The sequence below is a fragment of the Pantoea cypripedii genome (assembly GCF_011395035.1).
Classification (GTDB): Bacteria; Pseudomonadota; Gammaproteobacteria; order Enterobacterales; family Enterobacteriaceae; genus Pantoea; species Pantoea cypripedii_A.
On sequence record NZ_CP024768.1, the window covers coordinates 2004844 to 2029723 of the forward strand.

A 24880-nucleotide genomic window follows, 5' to 3' on the forward strand; every position below is an offset into this window, starting at 1 on the left:
GCTGTAGTGCAAAGAAAAGTAGCACGCACGCGATGTCGCTATAATCCGCCTGACCCTGCAAAGGGTATTGCGTTTAACGGAATAATTGATGAATCGAACCGGTATCAGTGAACTTGAAATCATGCTGGCAGTGGCGCGGCGCGGCAGTTTCAGCGGCGCAGCCAGTGAGCTGGAAATCTCGCCATCGGCTGTCACCAATGCCGTCGCGGGACTGGAAAAGCGACTGGGTGTGCGGCTGTTCAACCGCACCACGCGCAGCGTAGGGTTAACGGAGGCCGGACAGCGCTTTATGGTGAAGATAGCGCCTGCGGTCGAGGTGATCCGCAGCGCATCCGCCGAGATCGCCAGCCTGCCAGCCGACCCCGCCGGGTCGCTGCGCATCAATGTGCCGCCGGAGAGCTGCGCACTGTGGTATGACGAAATTTTGCTGCCGTTTCTGGCACGTTACCCGCGCATTCGCGCGGATATTCACAGTCAGAAAGATAAGGTGGATATTATTGCGGCGGGCTTTGATGCAGGCATCCGTCTGGCGGATGATATCCCGGCCGATATGATCCCGGTAAAACTGACGCCGCCGTTGCGCATGATTCTGGTGGCATCACCCGACTATCTTTCCCATGCCGGTACGCCGCAACAGCCTGAAGATCTCAGTGCGCATCGCTGCATCTGTATGCGCATGGCTGACGGCAGCATTTACCGCTGGGAACTGAGCCATCAGCAGCAAAGCCATAAGGTGCAGGTGGAGCCGCTGCTTATCGTCAACGATCTGGCTTCGGCGCAGAAAGTGGTGGTGGGGGGATTGGGGATTGCCTGTCTGTCAGAGCGGCATATCGCAGCGGATGTGCTGGCGGGCAGAGTGATTCAATTGATGCCAGAGTGGCAGGTGAATCTCGGCGCATTGTGTTTGTACTATCCCGGCCACCGTTTAGTGCCACCCGCCTTAAAAGCGCTGACGGAGTTTATCCGGGAAGCCAGGGGCGCGTGTGATCTGTAGCGAAACAATTTATCGCGCCGCTACACATTACTTTACTCATATTTGATGTGCTTAGTTAACATCTGGTCAATATTATCGACAAATAAAACCTCAGGGTAATAAAATCCGCTTCCTGATTAGCTGAAAACAATAACTTACGCCTTATTACTGCACAGAGATCATAAAAATACAAAATAGTCATCAGGATGCTTCTTTTTTACAAAAAACAATAAAATCTATGATGTTGGCTTTGTAAGCTTATCCATAGTTTTAAAAATCCTGGAGGAGTAATGCAAAGAACCATCTACGATATCGATGTCGATATTACAAATTTAAACCACGCCATCAAAAATCATTATGAATGGTCAAACCGATTGCTTGAAATTAGTTTATTCGGCGGCGATTTTGACAGGACCCTGGAAGGGACGCATTCACACGAACACTGTGATTTTGGTCGATGGATTGATTCTGTACTGATCAAATGTGATTGTAATGAGAATGATCTGTTACGTATTTCCGACGCACATAAAAAAATGCATCAATCGGTCAGAGACATTATTTCCTCCATCAAGGCGAATACTTTTACCCACCCGCAACTGACAGAATACTTCCATAAACAGAAAAATTTCCTCGATGCGGTAGATAGTTACAAGTCATGCTTGCTGGCAAGCCGCAGTGCCTATGATGCGCTCACCGAACTCCCGATGCGTAGCAAGTTGAACAATGATTTTCCACGCTTACAGGCACGCTGTGTACGAAGCGAAAAAGCACTTTATCTGATTATTCTTGATGTCGATCATTTTAAAACCGTCAATGACGAATATGGTCACAATGGCGGCGATGCGGTGTTAAAAGGTCTGGCTAATCTATTGCTGCAAGCCATGAGGTCATACGAGAAATGTTATCGTTATGGTGGTGAGGAATTTGTTATTTTGGTCGAAGTCCAGCATCTTGATGATATCAAAAAAATCATTGAAAGATTAATGGTGAAAATTCGCAGCGAAACATTTTTCTATGAAGGCAGGAAAATAAAGATAACGGTAACTTTTGGTGTTGCTCAGGCTCAGGAAGGTTGTTCTCTGGAAAGTATTGTCGAGCTTGCTGATAAGGCAATGTATCACGGTAAACAGAATGGCCGGGATGTTTGTATGCTGAATCATAATAATGAGATGGGTATACTTTATAAATAACCATAACGAAACATCAGCGAGCAAGCCGTTCATCGAAACGAAAGGGGATCGCCACGGCATCTTTCACGAGGGGACTGAATTGGGGATGTTCGGGGTTAAGCAGATAATTAAACTCAACGGGTGACAGGGCGCTCGGTACGCGTAATGCGACCGACGCCTGGCTGTCGCACCAGAAATCACCAAACTGACGCAGCGCGGCGGGGGCTTGCGCTGCGGCCCAATCCTGCGGCAACTGCGCGACATCAATCCACTGAATCAGATCGTCAGGAACCTCAATACTTAGCAAGGTGAAAAAATCGAGAATGCTGGCACTTTGCAGATGGACAAGCGTTTCCAGCATGGTGAGAGAGGCTGTCTCGGAGACGTAAACCATAGAGACGCCGATGCTGTTCCAGCGGCCACCCCCTTCCCTGGCACCGTAGCCGCTCCATGCTGAACTGAGAAAGCGCGTTTTGGTCATCCGGTAAAGCTTCACGAATAGACACCGTGCTCAAGACGGGTGATCAGTTTCAGCACTTCATAAGCACCGGTTTCCGAAGCGACCAGGTCACCTGGCTTCTGGTTGCCGAGCGCGCGGGCAGGTTCATTCAGCCATTGCAGCGCTTGTTCTCTGTTACCTTCAAACAGCTCAACGGCGCGGTCCATCACCCGAATAAAACGCACCAGGCGTTCGCTTTGTTCCGAGGTGAAGCGATTTTTTAATCCACGGGTAAAGGTGGTGCCGGGAATGCCGGTCATATGACGTAAATCGGCCTGGGTAATCCGCGCCCATGACACGATACGATTGGCGACGGCACCCTCCAGACCTGCATCTATCTGACCCATCAGTGACACGCCATCGGCGCTATTCAGCCCGGCAAACTGCCATAAACGCTCGGGTTCGTGGGATGTGGTGGGGAGTGTGAATTGCTTCATGATTGACCTCCATTTGGTTGGTTAATTATAACCAGATGGAGGTGGTGTGCAAGAGTGTCAATGCAGGCTGGTGCTCAGGTAGTTGGGACAAATCGGGAGCCGGTGCAAAATTCCGCTTTCTGCAACTTATTAATAATTTTAATGAAAAAGGGTTGATTTTAGATTATAATTGCTCACTTTATAAGCAGCTAAGGATTGTAGCTATGGACGTATCAAGGATTGCCGAGGGTATATGGGACAGCGTTAAGGGAATGCCAAAGAATTTCTATTACGGTGTAAAGCGTACTTACATCAGTACTGGTGTTGTTGGCTTTGACCGTATGATTCGGAATGGTCAAGAAAATGAACGTTTTTATCAGGTTATCAAATCATTAGTACGCAATGAAGAACCGCTCAGACGCTTAATCACTATTGTTATTACTGAGTTTTACCACAAACTTGATGAACGGGGCAGGCAAGCCGTACACAATCAAATTGGATATGGTACTGGCAGATTAGCTGGCCGGGTTGGTGCTCAGATTTTAACCGCACAAGTTGTAAGTGCTTCCATTGTTAATTTTGCCCGTGGTGGTGTTGCCTGGAAGACGCTTTATCGATTTGGAACCAGCTTTACCATAAGTGCCGGATTATGGCAGGGTCTTATTGAGGAAGCCGCCTTAGCCAGCCGAAGAATGAAAACCCACTATCCACACATTTATTGGAAGGTACAACCTCAAGGACTGGACATGATTTACTTTATTGTCGAAGATCACTTAAAACCCTACCTCGATTTTATCAGTAGTCATCCAGAAGTGTGTAAAAGGATTAACAATGAAATTTGTAAACTGGCTGGCTAAAAGTATCGGCTGGCTTTTGTCACATGCCATCGAGGGAACTATTACGGTTGCGATGAGCTTTCTGGCTCTCGCATCATTCTATATTTTCGATAGCCTTGTGATGAAACTTACTGGTTTTTTCGGTTCTTTCATCGTTGGATACCTGGCCGCCTATTGCCTGGGTAAACTACGCGGAGATGATCGGTAATAGACTCAGGGAAATACCGCTTAGAGTGGTATTCCCCTGATCATAGAATTCATCAGGATCTCCATTGTGAACATAAATCATTTCCCTCTGTACCGATTCACTTCAAAGCAAGCGCGTCTCCATTTCCCCCGACGTTAAGCCAGATATCACCAGTGAGCCAGCGCACAATCTGGCAGTAAACTTTTTCCGCTAATTTCTTATAACCAACTGAAATTACTTGTTCTTTATAATGATGCCCTAATGTTCTCAGGCATTCACACATATCACTACGCTTAACACCGCATATATCTATATACGCGATAGATACCCTACGGAGAAAAAGAATGAAAATCACCCTACGCCTTGCGTTGCTGACCTCGCTGCTTTTTAGTGGACCGTTACTGGCACAAACCTTTGTCTATGTCTCAGAAGCCACCGATGGTTCTATTGCTCGCTATGAACTGAATGATAAAACCGGTGCGTTAACGTTACTGGGACATACCCAGACAGGGGGAAAAGTCATGCCGATGGCGCTGAGCGCCGATCATCATCATTTATATGCCGCCATTCGTAGCCAGCCGCTCAGACTGATGAGCTGGAGCATTGACACGCAGAACGGCGACCTGCAACAGGCCAGCGAAACCTCAGCCGCTGCCAGTTATCCTTATATCAGCATTGATGCGCGTGGTCGTTTTCTGCTGGGTGCTTCCTATGATGGCGATGTGGTACATGTCTATCGCCTGTCGGGCGATGGCAAAGTGATAGCGCCGCCCGTCGCAGCTTATAAAACCGGCCATGCGGCTCATTCGGTGATCACCGATGCGACAGGGCAATCGGCCTATGTTGGCAATCTGGGGACTGACCGCGTCCTGCAACTTAACCTGACCGGGGACGGGAGTCTGACACCCATTGCCAGCGGTTATGTGGACACCGAAGCGGGCAATGGGGCGCGTCACTCCGTGATGTCACCTGATAATCGCTATCTGTATAACGTGGGTGAAATGGGCGGCATCATCACTCAGTTCCAGCGCCAGAAAAATGGCGCGCTGACCAAAGTGGCGGAGTGGCCCAATGCCGTGGCTGCGCAGTACCATTTACAACATGGTCGCGAACGTCTGGCAGATTACAGCGATCCGACGCCGCGGATCTGGGCAGCGGATATTCGCATGACTCCCAATGGCCGCTTTTTATATGTGACAGAACGCACCAGCAGTACGGTTTCCGGCTATCGGGTGAATCAGCAGGATGGAAAACTCAGCTTAATCGGCAGCTGGTCGGTAGAGAAGCAACCGCGTGGCATTGCGATTACGCCAGATGGCCGCTGGCTGATTGCCAGCGGTGAGAAAAGTCAGGTCACTGGCAGCTACGCCATCAGCCAGCGCAGTGGTGTGTTGAAACGCGCAGGCAGTGCCCCGGTGGGTGGCGATGCGAACTGGGTAACCATCGTCAGTTTTTGATCAGGGTGCTTTTGCCAACTTAACCCGTACCTGATGTCCCTGCGCTGGAGCCAGACGTGCCAACGTCCGGCTCATGAAACAGCGCAGCACTGACTTTGAGTGCTAAAGATTTTATGAGATCAAACTGTAACGGGACATCCTTATCAGTTTCCGGTGTCGCCCCGGAAGCGCCAGCGGCCATTTCGGCCACCCGATGCCAAAAGGACGTCATAAAGTCGGCATTATGCTTGATAAAATAAAGCAGGAATTGATGATCGTTGTAAGCAATATCAATAAGAACTTTGAGATCTTTGCGTTTAGGTTCAGCTTCTTCACTATAACGATTAGAAAAATGAGGGGAGTGCTCACTTAAGTAGTTACGCTCAAATTGCTCTATGGTGTTTTTGTGAAGGGTGTTTTTAGCATGCTGCATGAGCTGAATACAGAAGGATTGTAAAAACTCGTTGTCATGCATCAGGTAATCAGTCAAATGATTTCGGTCGGAAAGAAGTTCCTTGCCGTATTTTTCAACTCCGCGGAAGGTGAATTTCCGCATAAGATTATAGCTCTCAATATAGACTTCAGGATGCGTATAGACCGCATTAAGTCCATTATTAAAATGATCGATTTCGTGTATGGCAATTTGCTTAAATAAGTCATCGTTAAGTACATTTTGCAGATAAATATGCTTATGATTATCATCAGCAGTGGTAAAGGCGACATCACCAGCACTATAAAGCAACTTCTCAGCATCATGTTTGAAGCATCCAGAAACCAGCTTGCCACTTCTTGAGTATCTTTCTTCAAAGATCCTGAACTTTTCCGGGGTTATTCTTAAAATGTTATTTTGCAATCTTTTGAAGTCAAAAGTAAAAGAGTTTACTTCATCGGGGGTGAATTTTTTGCCGGTAAATTCCAGTAAAACATTCTCTATCATCTTCGGGTGTGTTTTCTTTATGAATAAATCACGAATCATTTCTGCCTGAGAATGCAATTCTTTAATATTAATCTTGAGCTTATTGAATAGAACAGGATATTGATTTTCCAGCTCTTGTCGGGTTCGGGTCTTGAGGATGTATCGGCCACCGCCTTCTAATCCTGGATACGATATCCGGTCGATAATGCTGTTGATCCGATTATTAACTTTCATTTCACGGGCAATATACTTAGTGTGATGCGCTGTTAATTGATCTCGCCATGCCTCATTGCGATAATGAAAAATTTTTATTTTTTTATCTAATTCTTCAAGATCATTTATAATTTTTTTTGCCGAGAAATAAAATAACCCTTCGTCTGGAAACATTTCATGGAATTGCTCAACTGCGGTCGAGAACTTTTTGAAACCGGGACTAACAATCGCCACAGTTTCCCAGTGGGCAAATTTTTCAATAAAATGTTTAGCTGCCGGAAATTTTCCTTCTAAAAAGGCGGGTGGAAGCATGCGCAATAAATTTTTCATCATTTTTCTACAGGCAATTTCGGCAAAATGAGGAGGGTCAGGAAGTTTGTTTCCTTCTTTAATTAATTCTTTAATGGAGAGTTTTCTCAGATAATCCTGGTGAGAAGCCAGCAGTTCATAACCATAACTTAATGGGCTGATTACATTGGTAAAGTCAGGGGCATGAGTGGTCACAGCACGTTGTACTCGCCTGGCTGCTGAAACATTGTCTGTTGGATCACCTTGCCACTCCCGGAAGAAATCCATAAAAGCAGACAACTGCTGAAATTGCGTGTGACCATGATGATCCCTCCATTCGGTGATAATGGTATTGGTGTGGTCTTTCTTCACCCAGATGGCTATAGGTTTCCAGTCAGGAGGCGGGATCAAATTATCAAAGAACGTTTCCGTGATGTTTGAGGTGTTGAAATCAACCTCATTGAATTCTTTTTTGAAATATACCATCCCATATTTATTTGTCCCGTGCATATCCTGTTCAATGCGCTCTATTTTTAAAGCGTCAAGGGTGTCGTTCCTGATACAAGAGAGAAAATCATGAGTATTCAATGCTAACTCCTGATTATTCATTTGGTTATCAGGAAGTAAGTGCGAGGTTGGAAGGAGTAAAAAATTTCGCTGATCAAAACGATAATTCTTGAAACCTTGGGTGGTATTCGCTTTGCAATAGATTTGGTCGGTTATGGTGTTCCAGCGGACATCGGTGATTTTTACCTGCGAGGATAGCTGTAAAATATCGAGCGAATTATTATGGATCATCCAGCCAAAATCGGCATTAAATAGCGGTGCATTGGCAAGGTAATGTTTTACCTGGCTATCTTCCATGTACATCTGTTCTTCAAGCTGAGGAACATCGATGGGATTCTGATTTGCCGCAGGTGAGGTGGGTTTTATGACTGTGCGGATGTCTTCTACAATTTTCCCGACCACAGAACGGGCAACAAAGGACAAGGATTTTACCACTTTACTGCCTTCGCCCTGAGGCGATAAATCATAAAGACATATTGCGGCATCTTCGAGGGTCAGCAAGGTTTTTTTTGCCGTATTGGGGATGTCAAGAATATCATCAATTGCATGCTTACAGGATTGTATCGGAATAAATTGCGTGACTAAATTCCCTGTAAAATTAATCATGGTATTGACTGCGTTTACAGGAGGAGAGACGGTTGTCGCCGCGTGTATTTCCGGGAAGCGCCGATTGACAATGTGCTGGCTTAATTGATGAATATACGTTTGCCAGTTGTCTGTTAGGTCGGCTGGCAATATCGGTTTTATATCATGGGTAAAAAATGTTGTTTGTGATGACTGAAGGCTGCTTTGCGGTGAAAGACGAGAGACAAAGGCAGCCTTGCCCTGTTGATTAATCCAGTGGGTGTATTGTTCTTTCGCAGCATAATGTTGAGAATCATCATAGATGAGATCTGCGGCGAAATTATTGAGTGCCGGAATCTCAGAAATAAAATAACAGCGTTTGTTATTTTCAAAATCTGCTGCAATGGTCATCCCAATAAAATGACGATGTTTTACCGATTCTGTGGAATTTTCTGATGTGATAAAACAGACTTCAATTCCTGCTGATGACCGTGACGCACGAAGAAAAAATGCCTGGTCTGATTGGGGAACTTGCCCAAGAGCCAGAATATAAATTTTCTTTTCTATATCGGATAGGCTCATATATTCTGTTTTAAGATTTCTGGCTGGCTCACCACCTTGCAATAATTTAAGCGCGATATTGTTATTGAGATACAATGACCGCGCCAGTAATCCACCTTTGGTGACGAGACCGTTGAGATAATCCATCATCGTGAGCTGACCTTTCTTCAACAACCTGTCAAAATGAGAGAATTTTCTTAGCAGATAATCTTCAGAATAGTTCAACAGGGCATGCATGCCGAATTGCTTTAACTTTTTATTCGTGAGGTTACTCAACTTATTCTCATCTTCGATCAGACCCGCTGCAACAGTGAGCAGTACGCCACTGGCAGAAAAGATAAGTTCATTGCTGACGTCCTGTTTTGCGCTTAAGCGAAAAAAGGGGAGGTGGTACTTAATAAATTCAAGAAAGAGAAACTGCAATTTCTCCATATTGACTTCACTTTTAAGAAAATGGGGTAATGAACCTGCTGTGCTTATTACTGATGTCCTGATGTTATTTTTTAACCCGTTTTTCAGGTCGAGCTGGATATTTGCCAATGATGAAAAAAGGGTATGTTCAGGTCTCATGATCCTGAAGAGAGAAGAGAAAGCTGTGGACAGCAAGTTTCCCTGACCGGGAAGCGTACGATCAAGACGCCCCAGCAAAATATAACTCAGTTGTTGTTTTCCCTCGGAGGAACTTATCCAGGCTTCCAGCAGCTCCTGGTTACCGATGAAGGGTGAATCCCTGAACAAAAATGAGGCAAATCGATAGGCCGCGTCATGATCAAAATCATATTGGTGATCGCTCCCGCTCACTAACGTTATGGCTATGGATACCGTCTCGGCTAACGCACTTGATGGCGAGTCGCTTATGTCATTCGACAGGCGATAAAAAGAGTGAATCAGGTAATCAATCTGCGTTGCTGGAATTTGCCTGAGCCACCGCTGTGCTTTAGCCAGCATCTCATCAAGATCGCGTGCAATAAGCGGCTCATGCTTTATCCGGCACGAGCCGACCGGCTTCCCTTCATCAGTCGCGCCGAATAACTGATGCATAATGTTTTGTGTTACGGCAGAGGGTAATGTCGAGGTGGCGGGAAAACCCGTTTTGGGGCGTGATGTCATGGGAAATAAAAAGGGAATAAACATTCTTTTATTCCGCTCGAACAGGTTGACCTCGTGATCAATCTGTTCAGCTGGCGATAATGATGCTGACAGCGTTTCGGCAGGCGGCGACGTTTCTTCCACTTCATCCGGCAAGTAAAAATCCTGCCAGTCAAAGAACGGGGGGAGGAATGGATTTTGTTCACGCGCTCCATTGGCATCTCCGGCGCTGTACTGTGCCCCGACCATGGGCAGAAGATTCCAGCCTGCTGATGCCGCCCGCAGTGGTTCCCCGGCGAGAGCGGGTGCGGGAAGCAGGTCCGGCTGGTGGCTGAAGGTGACGGGAATAGCAGCGCGTGAAGCGGGACAGACGCCGTCATCGCCTGCTCCGGCAATGCGCAGGGGGACACGATAAAGCCGCGAGGGATAAGCGGTGGTGGCGGCGTTCAGCTGGCGGTTGATTTCTATTTCGGGGACGCCGTAATTGCTGATACAGACTTCGGTGGCGAGGTTGTGTTCGATGCCGACACCGGCGATGTCAAAGCCTGTGGTCAGGTTGCCGGTATGGCTGACCAGCTCAGCAGGACATTTAGGCAGCCGCAGGCAGCGCGACTGTCCTTTGCTGAGATGCAGGGTCGGGAGTGTCATATCGCCCGGCAGATTGATAACGGTTCTGTCCGGAGTGAACCACTGTTCGGCGTCGGGGCCGGTGTTATCTTCAGTGAGGATGCTGGCACTGAGCCGCTGGCAGGCGGGAGGGGGAGAGGCTGATAAGGCGAGCTGAGGCAGAGTCACCCCGGCCCAGACGCTGAAATAGGGTGCCAGGCGACAGACCGCCGGGAGCAGGAGTGTGGCGCGGGGCTGCCAGAAAGCCATATTTTCGAGGCAGGCGGTGAGCTTATGCATAAATTCGCAACAAACCTGTTGTTCCTGCGGCGGCAGACTGGCGAGCCATGCATGCTGGCAGGCGGTGAAGGCCTCAATCCGCCGGAGTGCGCAGGTCGCCTGCTGAGGCGTGGTGGCGGAAAGGGCCAGGGTATTGAGGCGGTAAATAAACGCATTAACGGCGGGATAAGCAGAGGTGACGGTCAGCAGCTGAAGGCGCCGGGAGTCAGCCTGGTGTATGGCGTGTTGTTGCAGCAGGGAAAATATCCATCGTGTCACAAGCTGCGCGGCGGCGAGCGGTGGCGTCTCAATGCCTGCGGGACTGGAGCGCGTGAGGATGCTGAGATAGCTGTCGGCATTAGAGAGACTTTGCCGCAGTGCTTCAGAAGGGGAGCGTGGCAGGCGATGGTTGCTGTAAAGGTGCGCCAGGCTGTTACGCAGGGAACGGCAGAACCGGCTCAGGGGAAAGGTGGACAGAGGTGCAGATTCAGGTACGGCCCGGCCGGTAGCCGGTGCAAAAACAGGTGTTGCTCCATGCATATTAAATTCCTCAACGTTGACTACCCTGGCCTGCATTCGAAGTTGATGCACCAGCATTCACCTCATCCAGCATGGCAGCACCCGCCTTCAGCACTAAAGATTTTAGAAGCTCAAATTTTGCGGTTTCTTCCTCACTGATGGTTCTGTCCTGATTAAAATATTTATTGGCGATGCCAGCTAATCGATGCCACAGGCTGATCATAAAGTCGGCATTCTGTTTAAAAAAATAGAGCAGAAAGGGATGATCGTTATAGGCAATCGCCACCAGGTTTTTTAATTCAGAACGCTTTGCAATGGCTTCATCACTATAGCGGTTACGGTAATGAACCGCATTTTTACCTAAATAGTTATGCTGAAAGTCACCAATTTTTACTCGATGAACAGGGTCTTTGGCATAGCGAATTAGTTGTTCGCAAAAGTTGCTCAGAAAATCTTTATCACGCATAAGATAATCAACCAGATGGCCTCTGTCAGAAAGTAGTTCTTTGCCAATCTGTTGAATTCCGCTAAAACTGAACTTTTTAATTAAGTTATAACTTTCAATATAGACTTCCGGTGGGGTGTAAGCCAGATCTAATCCATTATTAACATGGTCAATTTCATGCGCGGCGATCTGTTTGAATAAATCGTCATTGAGGATTTTCTGAACATAAATGTACTTGTGGTTATCATTAAGGTTGGTGAACGCGAGGTCGCCAGTGCTAAATAAAATTTTCTCTGCATCATCTTTAAAACAACCGGAAACCAACTTGCCATCTCTTGAGAATCGCTCTTCAAAAATTCGGAACTTGTCAGGTGTTGTGGCGATGATATGGTTCTGCATTCTTCTAAAATCAGAAGTGAAAGAGGCAATTTCATCCTGAGAAAATTTTACCCCCGTAAATTCATAAAGCGTGTCTCCCATAACGTTACGGTACAATCGATTATTAAAGAGGTTGCTGGTCATTCTCGCTTGCGCTTGCAATTCTTTTAAATTGTCAGTGAGTCTGGCATAGAACTCAGGGTAATTGCGTACCATGTCCTGAGTTGTCCTGGTTTTCAGGATGTATTTTGCCGTGTCACGCGAGCCGGGGGAGGGTGAAGAAAGACTGTCGAGGATCTTGTTTATTCGGCTATTGACTTTTATTTCACGCGCTGGGTAACGATCATAATAAATCGCTACTTTATCTCTCCATGCCTGGTTGCGATAGCGAAAAGCCGTTATTTTACGATCCAGTGCTTCGAGTTTTTCAATCAGTAGGACCGCTTTAGGATAGAAGGTGTTTTCTTCAGGGTAAATCTGGTGGAAAAGTTCAATGGCTTTGGTGAATTTTTTAAAACCGGCATTGATCACCGCAGGAATGTCCCATTGGGCGAATTTTCTGATAAATTCTCTGGCCGCAGGAAATTTTTGCTCCAGTACGCCAAATGGCAGGTTTCGCTCCAGATCCTGCATCATTTTTCTGCACTCAATTTCGGCAAAGTGAGGCGGGTCGGGAAGTTTACTCCCTTCAGTAATTAATTCCTTCATTGCAGCAATACGTTGATAGTCTTCATAGGGGTTAACTATGCGATAGCCATATGTCATTGGGCTAATGATGTCAGTGTAGTCGGGTGCAGGTGTAGACACATCCCGCTTTATCCGTTGCGATCGTTCATTATTATTATGAGGTTCGCCGGTCCAGGAGCGAAAGAAGTCGCTAAATTTAGAAAGCTGTTGAAATTGACTATGCCCATGATTGTCCCGCCATTCGGTGATAATCATGTCCCCGTCGTCATTTTTAACCCACAGATTTACCGGCTTCCAGCCAGCAGGTGCAATCAAATTGTTGAAAAACAGATCGGTAATATTTGCCCTGGCAAAGTTAATCTCATTGAATTCTTTTTTGAAATAAACATATCCATACTTATCAACAACGGTCATATCCTCTTCAAGTCTGGCTATTTTCAACGCATCGAGAGTGCCATTTTTTATTTGAGTTAAGAAAGAATTTACATTTAATGCTAAGTCCTGAGTATGCAACTCATGATCAGGAATCTCATGATCGCTAGGGAGAAGTGTCAGGTTTTCCTGGTCCACCCGATAGTTTCTTACGCCTTGCGTGGTATTGGCTTTGCAATAAATTTGATCGGTGATCATATTCCAGACGACATTAAGAAATTTAATCTGAGGAGGTAATTGCCGGAGGTTGAGGGAGTTGTTATGCAACATCCAGTTAAAATCAGCACTGAAGAGGGAGGAGTTAGCCAAAACATGTTTAATCTGACTATCTTCCAGGTAAATTTGTTCCTGAAGTACTGGAATATTGCCTGGTTCAGCGTTGAATTGTGCAGATGTACGTTTTGTTTCTTCTCTTATTTTTTCCGTTATTTTTCCAATCACCGAACGGGCAACATAGGCTAAAGATTTTACCAGTTTGCTGCTTTCGCCTTCAGGTGATAGATCATAAAGGCATAGCATCGCATCCTCAAGGGTGAGTAACACTTTCGTCGCGGTGTCTGGTTTTTCAAGGACATCATTCAGCGCCTGCTTACAGGATTCTATCGGGATAAATTGAGAGATTAAGTTTCCGGTAAAATTAATCAAAGTATTCAGTGACGTTGATGATGACACTGTTGATGTCGTATTCATTTCAGGGAAACGCTGGCTGACTATGCTTTGGCTAAGATTCTGAATATAACTTTTCCAGCTTTCTCCTGCACTGGCGGCAGGAACGGTGATTTTATCGCTGACAAAAAATGTGCTTTGGGACATTAAACCAATATTCTGCCCTGACAGGCGCGCGATAAAATCGGCCTTACCGCGATAATTAATCCAGCTGGTATACTGCTCTTTATTTCGATAGTTTTCAGAATCATTATAAGCAAGAAGCGCAACGAAATTATTGAGCGCTGGAATTTCGGAAACCGTATAACATCGTCTGATACGCTCTGAGTGGGCAGCCAGAGTAAAGCCAATAAAATGACGTTTTTTAACCGCGTCAGATGTATTTTCTGCCGTAATAAAACAGACCTCCAAACCTGCTGGTTCCCTCGATGCGTTTAGAAAAAAATCCTGATCGATATCGGATATATCTTCCAGCGCCAGGTTGCAGAGTTTTTTTGAGACATCGGCTAAAGCCTGATAGTCAGATTTAAGCTGGCTGGCTTGTATTCCACCTTGTTGCAGTTTTTGATGAATGATATGGTTGAAATATAATGTGCGAACCAGCAGACCTCCTTCGGCTTCGAGTCTGTTAATAAAATCAAACATCCTGAATTTTCCCGTATCCAGCAGATGATTAAAAAAGGAGAACTTTGTTAATAGATAATTTTCTGAAAGACGCAGTAATGCCTGAGTGCCAAACTGTATTAATTTATTTTTTGCAAGATTGATGAGTTTATTATCATCGCAGATGATACCTGCAGCGATAGTTAATAACATACCGTTTTTTGATAACACAATTTCATCACTCACATCCAGTTTGTTGCTTAAACGAAAGCAGGGTAGGTTGTTTTTAATAAATTCGAGATGGAGAAATTGTAGTTTTTCAATTGCTGTTTCATTTTCCAAAAAACGAGGTGGCGTTGTATTCGGCATTGTTATCGTTGCTATCAGGTTGTTTTTAAATCTGTTTTGTAAGTCTATCTGGATATTTGCCAGTGAGGAAAATGAAGTGAATTCTGGTTTTACGATCTGTGTAAGGATATTGAAGGTCTCAGATAACAATTTACCTGAATCAGGTATGGCACGATCTATAGCATTAAGAAGTATATCGGCCAGTTGTTGTTTTCCTTCTCCGGATTTCACCCAGGCTTTCAACAGCTCTTTATTGCTGGAAAAATACGAGTGCTTAAAGAGTTGAGCCGCAAACTGGAAAGATTCGTTATCATCAAACGCATATTGTTGACGATTTTTCATCACTAATTTTCTTGCCACGGTGACGATTTTATCCAGAAGGGGGAGTTGAGAGTGGGTGTCTCCCGTCATACGGGTAAAAAAAACATGAATGACGTTATCAATTTGTTTAGGCGTCATCTGTCTGAGCCAGTGATCTATCTTCTCGAACATTTCATTAAGATCGCGGGCGACCAGCGGTATGTAAGGTACCCGGCACGATCCTGCTGCACTCACTTCATCAGTCCGGCCAAACAACCGGGTCATACTATCGGGGGTTGTAGCAGGAACTGATGTGGTCAACCCCCGGGAATCTGTTGTTGAGGGGGATCTGGGCGGAAACCGAAAGGCAAATAAAATCCTTTTATCTCGTTCGAACAGGTTGACCTCGTGATCAATCTGTTCAGCTGGCGATAATGATGCTGACAGCGTTTCGGCAGGCGGCGACGTTTCTTCCACTTCATCCGGCAAGTAAAAATCCTCCCAGTCAAAGAACGGGGAGAGGAATGAATTCTGTTCACGCGCACTATTGGCATCTCCGGCGCTGTACTGCGCCCCGACCATCGGCAGAAAATTCCAGTCTGCTGATGCCGCCCGCAGTGGTTCCCCGGCGAGAACGGGTGCGGGAAGCAGGTCCGGCTGGTGGCTGAAGGTGACGGGAATAGCAGCGCGTGAAGCGGGACAGACGCCGTCATCGCCTGCTCCGGCAATGCGCAGGGGGACACGATAAAGCCGCGAGGGATAAGCGGTGGTGGCGGCGTTCAGCTGGCGGTTGATTTCTATTTCGGGAACGCCGTAATTGCTGATACAGACTTCGGTGGCGAGGTTGTGTTCGATGCCGACACCGGCGATGTCGAAGCCTGTGGTCAGATTGCCGGTATGGCTGACCAGCTCAGCAGGACATTTAGGCAGCCGCAGGCAGCGCGACTGTCCTTTGCTGAGATGCAGGGTCGGGAGTGTCACATCCCCCGGCAGATTGATAACGGTTCTGTCCGGTGTGAACCACTGTTCGGCATCGGGGCCGGTATTATCTTCAGTGAGGATGCTGGCACTGAGCAGCTGGCGGGTGTGTGGGGATGAGGCAGAAGAGGCGAGCTGAGGCAGAGCCACCCCGGCCCAGACGCTGAAGTAAGGCGCCAGGCGACAGACCGCCGGGAGCAGGAGCGTGGCGCGTGGCTGCCAGAAAGCCATATTTTCGAGGCAGGCGGTGAGCTTATGCATAAATTCGCGACAAACCTGTTGTTCCTGCAGTGGCAGGCTGGCGAGCCACGTGTGCTGGCTGGCGACGAAGGTGTCAATCCGCCGGAGTGCACAGGTCGCCAGCTGTGGCGAGGTGGCGGAAAGGGCGAAGGTATTGAGGCGGTAAATAAACGCATTCACGGCGGGATAAGCAGAGGTGACGGTCAGCAGCTGAAGGCGCTGAGCGTCAGCCTGATGTATGGCCTGTTGTTGCAGCAGGGAAAATATCCATCGTGTCACCAGCTGCGCGGCGGCGAGCGGTGGCGTCTCAATGCCTGAAGGGCTGGATCGTGTGAGGATGCTGAGATAGCCGGAGGCATTAGAGAGACTCTGTCGCAGCGCTTCAGAAGGGGAGCGTGGCAGGCGGTGGTTGCTGTAGAGATGCGCCAGGCTGTTACGCAGGGAACGGCAGAACCGGCTCAGGGGAAAGGTGGACAGAGGTGCAGATTCAGGTACGGCCCGGCCGGTAGCCGGTGTGGAAACAGGGGCTGCTCCTTGCATGCGAAACTCCTTAACGGTAAAAACCGGAACATCTGTCCAAAACAGGCTAAAACCTGGCTGCGGCTCTGGATTTTGACAAGCAAGGGATCGTGATGAAATGATGAAAAATTTCTGAGCGGAGACCTGACAGGGTCTAGCCGTACCAGCTATAACCGCGTGGTACGCGAGAAAATCCGGCTTCTTTCAGAGCGGGCAGCAGCGGTGATTGCCCGGCGGGAAGATCATCGATGCGCTCCAGCGTAAAGTTAAGATGCTTCTCGCGTTTGAGTGCCACACCCAGCGCCAGCACCGCTGCATACATTTCATCGCTGGTCACGGCGGCAGCAAAAGTCATTAGCTCCTTACCCCCCTGAGGCAAATAAAGCAGCACCTGGCCACGAGCAATCACCATCAGTGCGCCATTACGGCGTACCGGTCGATTACCGGCCAGACTCTGTGGCCACGGTAGCTGTACACCAAAAGGATTAGCAGGATCAAGGACGGCAAGGGCAACAGGGCTGGTGCCAAAATGCGGGTTGCCCGCGAGCTGGCGCAAGCGATCAATCACCGTATGATCAGCAAACTGGGCTGCCCCCATACCTGCAACAAATCTGCCTCGCAGCAGCCGCCCGGCATCTTCCAGCCCGCGCAGCATGGGTTGTAATGCCGGAAATCCTCCCGGCACCTGTTCCGCGATGGCCGCACCACGGCTAATGACACCAAAGCGATCCAGCATATTTTCCGTCAGCGCCAGTGCGCGCTCGGTATCGGCGATGGCCGGGCGCGTAATCAGCGACCAGCGGCCAGCCATGCTGTTCAGGGCCGGACCGGTGCTGATACGCGCAGCGGGTGTGGCGTAACTGAGGCGTCCGCGCCGATGACGACTGGGACGGGCACGTGGCGCGCTGGTATTGCTGCTCAGCGTGCGCAGTGCTGACCAGGTATCGGTGGTGAGATAACCACGCCAGGCCAGATCCCACATCGCTTCATAGATGAGTGACGCGTCAGAATGTTCATCTGTCAGACGCGGAAGCAATTGCCGCACAAACCAGCCGCTGCCGTCCTGCAACAGTTCCAGCAGCGAATGTTGTAGCGGCGTCAGCGCAACCGCTTTTCCTTCGTCTGGCGCAGACAGCGTTTCAGCGGCGTAATCATTCAAATGTAATGATACCAGGCCTTCACTGGCACCCTGCGCGCGCTGACCGCTCCAGATCACCTCGCCGCTGGCGAGGAGTTCATCCAGCATGGCAGGCTGGTAATCACGGACCCGCACGGGAAGAATGTGTGATTCCCACAACGCAGCGGGCAATGCGATACCGGCCAGCTGTTCAATCACGCGCAGCACCCCATTGACGCCACTAAATGCGCCCTGGGCCTGACGGGTGGCGGCATCACTCACTATCCCATGGCGTTCCAGCAGCAGGGCGACGAAGACCGCCTGATCAACCGGTTTGGTGGCTTCCCGTGCCGCCTGCAATGAACGCACACGCAGGCGACGGAAGACAGTTTGCGCCACCCATTGCGGTTCCTGAGTGTCGGATGCGGTGAAGTCACCTTTCAGCACTTTGTCCTGCTGACGTAACACCTCCAGTGCATCATCCGCGACCGCGCGTCCCAGGCCGAAATGCAGGGCAATCTGCGATGAGGTAAACAACGCATGGGTGCGGGCGAAACGGCTGATCAGATCGTACAACGGGCGCGCCACGGGCTGCAGTAGCGCGGATGGCAAGGTATCTGACACGGTGCTGCCTAACGCATCGCGCAGTCGTGCGGCGTCTTCAGCCACCGCCCAGCGCGTTTCATCGGCAATATTGACGCTGAAAATACGCTGCGCCTGCTGAAGCGCCGCTAATCCGTTATCCAGCCCTTCTGCGCCGCTGTAGCGTGCGGTTAACTCTGCTGTCGTGAGGGGGCCGATTTCACGCAGCAGATCCACCACCCCTTCGCGACTGCTGGCGTGGTAATCAGGCAATGTGCGCTGTAATTCCTGTTCTACGCGAGCAACCATGGCGGGATCCAGCAGCTCGCGCATATCGACCTGGCCCAGCAGATCGCTTAACAGTTTGCTGTCCAGCGCCAGCATTGAGGCGCGTTTCTCCGCCTGGGGCGCATCGCTGGCATACATAAATTCGGCCACGTAACCGAACAGCAACGGTGCCGCAAACGGTGACGGGGAGTCAGTGCTGACCTCCACCAGCTGAATGTCCCCCTGTTGCAGCCGCAACATCAGGTGATGCAAAGCGGGCAAGTCATAAACATCCTGTAAACATTCACGCGCGGTTTCAATCAGGATGGGAAAATCATCAAACTGGCGGGCAACTTCCAGTAACTGCCCGGCGCGTAAGCGTTGCTGCCATAGCGGTGAACGTTTACCGGGATTGCGCCGGGGCAACAACAGCGCGCGCGCCGCACATTCGCGAAACCGGGCGGCAAACAACGCCGACTGGCTAACCGATTGGGTCACTACCCGTTGCAGTTCATCCGGCTCAAACAGAAACATTTCTGCTCCCGGTACGCGACCTTCACTGTCCGGGAAACGCGCGACAATGCCATCATCGCTGGCGACCACGGCAGGATCGATGCCCATCACCCGACCAATGCGTTCCGCTACCGCCAGCGCCCAGGGAGCATGGACGCGCTGGCCATAGGGCGAATGCAGAATCACGCGCCAGTCGCCGGTTTCATCCCGGCAGCGTTCAATCAGTAAGGTGCGGTCGGTGGGCAGCGTGCCGGTGGCCTTGTGTTGTTCGGCAATCAGCGTCTGAATATTGTGGCGCGCAAACGCATCCAGGGCCGCACCCGGTGCTGCACCCTGATCGATGGCGCGCAGGTAACGCCCAATCGCTTCGCCCAGGGCGGCAGAACGGCCAACCCCTTCGCCATGCCAGAACGGCAGACGCGCCGAGCGCCCTGGTGCAGGGACCACCACCACCTGATCGTGGGTGATTTGCTGAATACGCCAGGAAGTGGCACCGAGGGTGATGATGTCATTGACCCGCGATTCGTACACCATCTCTTCATCCAGTTCGCCCACGCGCCTGGCTCCGGCCTGTTCTTCCCCCTCGGGCAACATCACACTGAACATGCCGCGATCCGGGATTGTCCCGCCACTGGTGACGGCCAGATGCTGCGCACCCGGACGACCGCTGAGCGTATTGCTGTGCCGATCCCAGATGATACGTGGCCGCAAATTGGCAAACTCATCGGAAGGATAGCGTCCTGCCAGCATATCCAGTACCGCGTCAAAGGCGGAGCGTGGCAGGGTGCGGAAAGGATCGGCGCGCCGGACCCGATCGAACCAGGCATCAACCTGTAAGGTGTCCATCGCGGCGGCGGCCACCGTATGCTGTGCCAGCACATCCAGTGGGTTATGCGGTGCGGCGATAGCATCCAGCTCGCCTGCCAGCATGGCATCAACCGTCACCGCGGTATCCACCAGATCGCGTCGCGTTCGCGGCCAGAAAATGCCTTTGGGGGTGCCGCCAACCTGATGTCCGGCGCGCCCAACGCGTTGCAGTGCACTGGCAACCGACAACGGTGCCCCGACCTGCATCACCAGGTCGATATCGCCCATATCAATGCCGAGTTCAAGACTTGATGTCGCCACCACGCAGCGCAATTCCCCGGCCTTGAGGGCGGTTTCAATGTCCAGCCTTTGCTCTTTCGACACCGAGCCATGATGCGAGCGGGCGATATAATTGTCAGGTGTTTGCACTCGCTTTTCGGTGCCACCGGTAAAGGAACCGTAGCCGAAAGATTCCTCAGGCCCGGTTGGTTGCTCCCCCAGCCGCCGGGCATAAAGTTCGTTAAGACGCGCGGTCAGCTTCTCCGCCAGCCCGCGCGAATTGGTGAAGACCAGCGTGGCACGATGGCGCAGCACTTCGTCGAGGATACCTGCTTCGATATGCGGCCAGATCGACCCGGCAGCCAGGGTGGCATCCTGAACGGCGCGTGCATCCGGTCGCTGCTGGATATCGGTCATATCTGCCACCGGGACGGTGATGGTCAGCTGTAATGGCCGTTTCGCATCGGGGTTGACCACCCGCGTTTCACCCGCGCCACCGAGGAAACGTGCCACCGTTTCTGCCGGACGCACCGTGGCCGATAAGCCAATGCGTTGTGCCGGATGGGGCAGCAGAGCATCGAGTCGTTCCAGACTGAGCGCCAGATGGGAGCCGCGTTTGGTGCCGGCCACCGCATGAACTTCATCGACAATCACCGTTGAGATGCCCTGTAACGTTTCACGGGCTTTCGAGGTCAGCAGCAAAAAGAGAGATTCTGGCGTGGTAATCAGGATATCGGGCGGACGCCGTTGCAACTGCGCCCGCTCGGCACTGGGCGTATCACCGGAACGCATGCCAGTGACCAGCGCTATCTCCGGCTCACCCTGCTCGCGGCGCTGCGCCTCAACCCCTGCCAGCGGCAACTGCAGATTGCGGTGGACATCGGCTGCCAGCGCTTTGACCGGCGAGATATACAGGATACGGGTTTTATGGCTGCGTTCGACGGTGGCTGCCTGGCTGCGTTCCCGAAACAAGGCATCAATCGCATACAGAAACGCCGCCAGCGTTTTACCAGAGCCGGTGGGGGCAATCACCAGACAGTTTTTCCCGCTGGCAATGGCTTGCCAGGCCTCGGCCTGCACCGGAGTGGGGGTGTTGAACGCAGCACGAAACCATTGTTGTGTTGCGGGTAAGAAATGACTGAGAGCTGAATCTGGCATTCGGTTTCCCTGATTTCTTAATCGGTGCATTTCTCAGTTTAGCGAAGTCGAAGGGGGAAAATCAGGGTATATACTTGTTTCTTTAGTCGGTTTATTCATCAACAGGAGTGAATGATGGTTATGTTTAAGCGCGCGCTACTGCTGGCGCTGTTCCCCGCCTCAGTGATGGCTGCCCCGATTTTTACCTTGCAATCATCCGATTTTACTGACAACGCCATTCTGCCAAAGGCATTTGCCGGTAACGCGCAAGGTAATCCTTCCTGCACCGGTGACAATATTTCCCCGGCACTGAGCTGGTCTGATGCGCCTGTCGGAACACGTAGTTTTGCCCTGATGATCACCGATCCGGTGGGAGCAAAGGGGCTGGGCGTGACACATCTGGTGGCGTATAACATCGCCGCCGATCGGTCTTCGTTTGCTCAGGGTGAACTGGCAAAAGGTAGCGGTTACACCGGGGGTAAGAACTCTCCCGGCACCACGCGTTATTACGGCCCGTGTCCGCCGGTGGGGAGCGGCGTCCATCACTACAATTTTGTGCTGGTCGCCACCGATTTATCGCCAGACCAGTTACCTGCAGGCTTAACCCATGATGCGCTGGTAGCGAAGTTAAAAGGACATGCGCTGGGAGCTGCAACCCTCGTCGGGCGTTTTACTAACGATCAATAACTACCCACCGCACGGATTCGTAGCGGCGCGATTTATCGCGCAGGTGTTTCCCGCACTGCGCACGCGACTGCGCGATAAATCGCGCCGCTACTGGGTGTTTATACGCTGTGGTATCCCAGCTCTTCAGATATCGCGCGGGCGGTGGCGACCACCGGTCCCATCAGTTTTTTCACCCCAATCTGTTGCAGCTTAGCGGTGGGTAACGATATCGATACCGCATAAGGCACGCGTTGCTGAATATCGAACACCGGGGCGGCAATACAGGAGACGCCTAACTCATTCTCTTCACGGTCCATCGCCGTCTGCTGCTGACGGATGTTTTTCAGTTCTTCCATCATTTCCGGCAGCGTGGTGATGGTGTTTTTCGTCAGCTGCTGGATGCTGTTTTGATGGCTTTGCCAGTATTCGGGCAGATAATCTTCGCTGCCCCAGGCCATAAAAATCTTCCCCATTGCCGAGCAGTACAGCGGCATATGCTGGCCAATATAGGCGCGGGTGCGCATCATCCCGGTGGTGGGTTCCAGCTTATAAATCAGGATCACGTGGTCATCTTCGCGGCTGGAGAAATTCACCGTTTCTCCCACGTCTAAATTCAGCTTTTCCAGATGCGGGGCAGCGACGTGGATGATGTTGAGCGAGGAAAGTGCCTTCTGTCCAACTGAAATAAATTTGGTGGTTAAGCGATAGCTACCGGGCGAGGGAGCCTGGGTGACATAACCACTGCTGTGCAACCCCTGCAACAGGCGGTGCACGGTACTCTTGTTCATACCGGACAGCTCAGAAAGATGGGCCAGCGGGCATCCGTTGGGGTAATTGCTCAACAGTTCAATCAGTTGCAATCCACGAAACAGGCTCTGCGTCCCCAGCGGCTTGTCACTCTTTTCTTCCTTTGCTTTATCCACTTTAACCACCATCCACGCTTCCTCTCAGTTTTCCTGCCCCGGTAAAAGAGCAGTCGCCAGATGTTAACTCAGACACTTCAGCCTGGGAATCCTTCGCCAGTTTTAGTGTGACTTTTCGCGAAAATCCACCCCCGCTGGAAGTGAGTGATGCATCACAATTCCGCAACAGAAAATATAACTACATGTTTATTAACGTGAAATATCCTGTTCACTTCTTTGCTTTTCGTGCGCGCCAGGAATAGTATTTTTTGGAATCGTATTTCGCATGTTGAAATTTAGCGGTGTTTTCAGGTTGTCGCCGCTGTTGATGCTCACCAGGAGTTTGCAGGAGGCGGTAATGCAGCATAGCCCGGGAACACCGGTTCTTACTCTGAGCCATATCACCAAACGCTTTGGCGGCAATCCCGCCGTGAATGATGTCAGCCTGGCGGTTTATCCCGGCGAAGTGGTTGCCCTGTTGGGAGAAAACGGCGCGGGAAAATCCACCCTGATAAAAGTGCTGGCCGGTGTCTACAGCCGTGATGAAGGGGATATCCGTTTTCACGATGCCAGTATCGCCTCCGCCGCCAGTCTGAAAACGGCCACGCACCAGCCAATCGCCTTTATTCATCAGGATCTCGGTCTGATCGAATGGATGACGGTGGCGGAAAATATGGCGCTGGTGATGGGGTTTACCCGTCGTCTCGGCTTGATTGACTGGCGCGCAGTACGCGAGCGGTCGCGGGCTGCACTGGAGGAGGTGGGCATCGTACTGGACCCGGACGCCCGTGTGTTCGAACTCTCGCGTACCGAAAAATCGCTGCTGGCGATTGCGCGTGCGGTGGCGGTTAACGCAGAAGTGCTGGTGCTGGATGAACCGACCGCATCATTACCGGCCAATGATGTGCGCCATCTGTTTGATGTGATCAATCGGCTGAAAAGCCGCAAGGTCGGCATGATCTACGTGACTCACCGTCTCGATGAAGTGATCGAAATCTCCGACCGTATCTGCGTGATGCGCGATGGCAAACATGTGGCGGAAGGCAACACCGCCGACTATCAGCTGCATGATCTGGTGGAGATGATTGTGGGTGAAGCGCTGGAAGGGAACCAGCGGCAGCCGTTACCCGACGCGCAAAACCCGGTGCTGGTGCTGGACGAACTGTGCATTGATGAAGTGGGGCCGGTCAGCTTTAGCCTGCAACCCGGCGAAATGCTGGCGCTGGCAGGATTACGCGGAGCCGGGCAGGAGGAGATTGGTCGCCTGCTGTTTGGTCTGCGTCAGGCCAGCGCGGGCAGCATCCACTTTCGCGATCAGGCGTATCGCCCTCAGACACCGCAGCAGGCGATGGCGGCGGGTGTATCGCTGGTGGCTGGCGATCGCACCGGTGAAAGCCTGGTGATGTCGATGAGCGTGCGTGAAAACCTGTTTCTTAATCCCACTGCCTGCGGCCATCGGCTGCTGTCACGTTACGGACGTCGCGCCGAAATTGGCGCCAGCTGGTGGAAGGTGCAGCTGTTCGATGTCCGGCCAAAAGACGTCAACCTCGATATCAGCGCCTTGTCCGGTGGCAATCAGCAAAAAGTGGTGATGGCACGCTGGATGCACCTCAACGCCCCGTTATTGATTCTGGAGGATCCTACGGCCGGTGTGGATGTCGGTGCGCGTGAAGAGATTTATCACCTGCTGAATAAGGCGCTGGCCGATGGCATCGCTGTGCTGGTGATTTCCAACGACCTTGAAGAGATCGCCCATATCTGCAACCGCGCACTGGTGTTTAACCGTGGCCAGGTGGTGGGGGAATTAAAAAATGAACAGGTGACCTTTGCCGGTTTGCTGGAGCTGGCGTCTGCCAGCAGCGCTGCCCCATTAACCAACGTCTGAAAAGGAAGGCA

13 protein-coding genes are annotated in these 24880 nt (G+C 50.7%); 7 read left to right on the forward strand and 6 right to left on the reverse strand.

Annotated features, from left to right (window positions below; translation table 11 throughout):
- The first annotated feature begins 88 nt into the window (after positions 1-88).
- Together CUN67_RS09390 and CUN67_RS09395 are read left to right on the forward strand one after the other, a co-directional pair.
- A complete protein-coding gene (locus CUN67_RS09390) occupies positions 89-994 on the forward strand; it encodes a LysR family transcriptional regulator (RefSeq protein WP_208715014.1) in 906 nt (301 codons plus the stop codon).
- 269 nt (positions 995-1263) lie between these two features.
- Positions 1264-2163, forward strand: a complete 900-nt coding sequence (locus CUN67_RS09395) for a diguanylate cyclase (protein ID WP_208715015.1) — start codon at positions 1264-1266, stop codon at positions 2161-2163.
- A 13-nt stretch (positions 2164-2176) separates the two neighbouring features.
- Here the strand turns inward: CUN67_RS09395 and CUN67_RS09400 are convergent, their stop codons facing one another.
- Positions 2177-2638, reverse strand: coding sequence for an RES family NAD+ phosphorylase (locus CUN67_RS09400; protein WP_208715016.1), 462 nt, complete (start codon positions 2636-2638; stop codon positions 2177-2179).
- Complete coding sequence (gene parS, locus CUN67_RS09405; RefSeq protein WP_208715017.1) at positions 2635-3078, reverse strand: type II RES/Xre toxin-antitoxin system antitoxin; 444 nt, start codon at positions 3076-3078, stop codon at positions 2635-2637. The genes CUN67_RS09400 and parS overlap by 4 nt, the downstream gene beginning before the upstream one ends.
- Before the next feature lie 44 nt (positions 3079-3122).
- Here parS and CUN67_RS09410 point away from each other — a divergent pair, with 44 nt between their 5' ends.
- From CUN67_RS09410 to CUN67_RS09420, 3 genes are all read left to right on the forward strand, one after another.
- Positions 3123-3914, forward strand: a complete 792-nt coding sequence (locus CUN67_RS09410; protein WP_208713471.1) for a hypothetical protein — start codon at positions 3123-3125, stop codon at positions 3912-3914.
- Positions 3889-4101 (forward strand): hypothetical protein, encoded by a 213-nt coding sequence (locus tag CUN67_RS09415; protein ID WP_208715018.1) that lies wholly within the window; start codon positions 3889-3891, stop codon positions 4099-4101. The genes CUN67_RS09410 and CUN67_RS09415 overlap by 26 nt, the downstream gene beginning before the upstream one ends.
- 323 nt (positions 4102-4424) lie before the next feature.
- Positions 4425-5537: a lactonase family protein gene (locus CUN67_RS09420; protein ID WP_208715019.1), complete on the forward strand. Its 1113-nt coding sequence runs from the start codon at positions 4425-4427 to the stop codon at positions 5535-5537.
- A 19-nt stretch (positions 5538-5556) separates the two neighbouring features.
- Here the strand turns inward: CUN67_RS09420 and CUN67_RS09425 are convergent, their stop codons facing one another.
- From CUN67_RS09425 to CUN67_RS09435, 3 genes are all read right to left on the reverse strand, one after another.
- Positions 5557-11196, reverse strand: coding sequence for a hypothetical protein (locus tag CUN67_RS09425; RefSeq protein WP_208715020.1), 5640 nt, complete (start codon positions 11194-11196; stop codon positions 5557-5559).
- On the reverse strand, positions 11150-16735 hold the full coding sequence (locus tag CUN67_RS09430) for a hypothetical protein (protein ID WP_208715021.1): 5586 nt from the start codon (positions 16733-16735) through the stop codon (positions 11150-11152). The genes CUN67_RS09425 and CUN67_RS09430 overlap by 47 nt, the downstream gene beginning before the upstream one ends.
- 133 nt (positions 16736-16868) lie before the next feature.
- Positions 16869-21437, reverse strand: a complete 4569-nt coding sequence (locus CUN67_RS09435; protein WP_208715022.1) for an ATP-dependent helicase — start codon at positions 21435-21437, stop codon at positions 16869-16871.
- Positions 21438-21551: 114 nt separating this feature from the next.
- Here CUN67_RS09435 and CUN67_RS09440 point away from each other — a divergent pair, with 114 nt between their 5' ends.
- Positions 21552-22103, forward strand: a complete 552-nt coding sequence (locus CUN67_RS09440; protein WP_208717142.1) for a YbhB/YbcL family Raf kinase inhibitor-like protein — start codon at positions 21552-21554, stop codon at positions 22101-22103.
- A gap of 98 nt (positions 22104-22201) precedes the next feature.
- On the opposite strand, the gene CUN67_RS09445 is transcribed toward CUN67_RS09440, so the two are convergent.
- Positions 22202-23017 carry an IclR family transcriptional regulator gene (locus CUN67_RS09445; RefSeq protein WP_208715023.1) on the reverse strand — a complete coding sequence of 272 codons (816 nt, stop codon included), beginning with the start codon at positions 23015-23017 and terminating at the stop codon, positions 22202-22204.
- A gap of 325 nt (positions 23018-23342) precedes the next feature.
- Here CUN67_RS09445 and CUN67_RS09450 point away from each other — a divergent pair, with 325 nt between their 5' ends.
- Positions 23343-24869 (forward strand): sugar ABC transporter ATP-binding protein, encoded by a 1527-nt coding sequence (locus CUN67_RS09450; protein WP_208715024.1) that lies wholly within the window; start codon positions 23343-23345, stop codon positions 24867-24869.
- Positions 24870-24880: the final 11 nt, after the last annotated feature.